Here is a 240-nt window from a genome sequence, read left to right as displayed (position 1 = left end):
ATCGCTACCGCGAGGTGCTGCTGGAGCAGGCCGCCGGGCGCCTGTACGAGAAGCTCGACTGGCTCAAGGCCGAGGCTTCGCCAAGCGAACTGGCAGGTTTTCAGCTTGCCGACTTCGGTACCCGCCGGCGCTTCTCTTACCGCGTGCAGGAACAGGCGGTGCATATCCTCAAGCGCGATTTCCCCGGGCGCTTCGTCGGTACCAGCAACGTGCACCTGGCACGCGAGGTCGACCTCAAGC

At 65.0% G+C, this 240-nt stretch carries 1 pseudogene; it reads left to right on the top strand.

What is annotated here, in order from left to right:
- A pseudogene (locus GYB81_RS23675) lies at positions 1-240 on the top strand (nicotinate phosphoribosyltransferase); the annotation flags it as partial.

The sequence above is a fragment of the Pseudomonas yangonensis genome (genome assembly GCF_009932725.1).
Classification (GTDB): Bacteria; Pseudomonadota; Gammaproteobacteria; order Pseudomonadales; family Pseudomonadaceae; genus Aquipseudomonas; species Aquipseudomonas yangonensis.
Note: the sequence above shows the minus strand (reverse complement) of the source record. Positions and strands in the feature narration are given on the sequence as shown.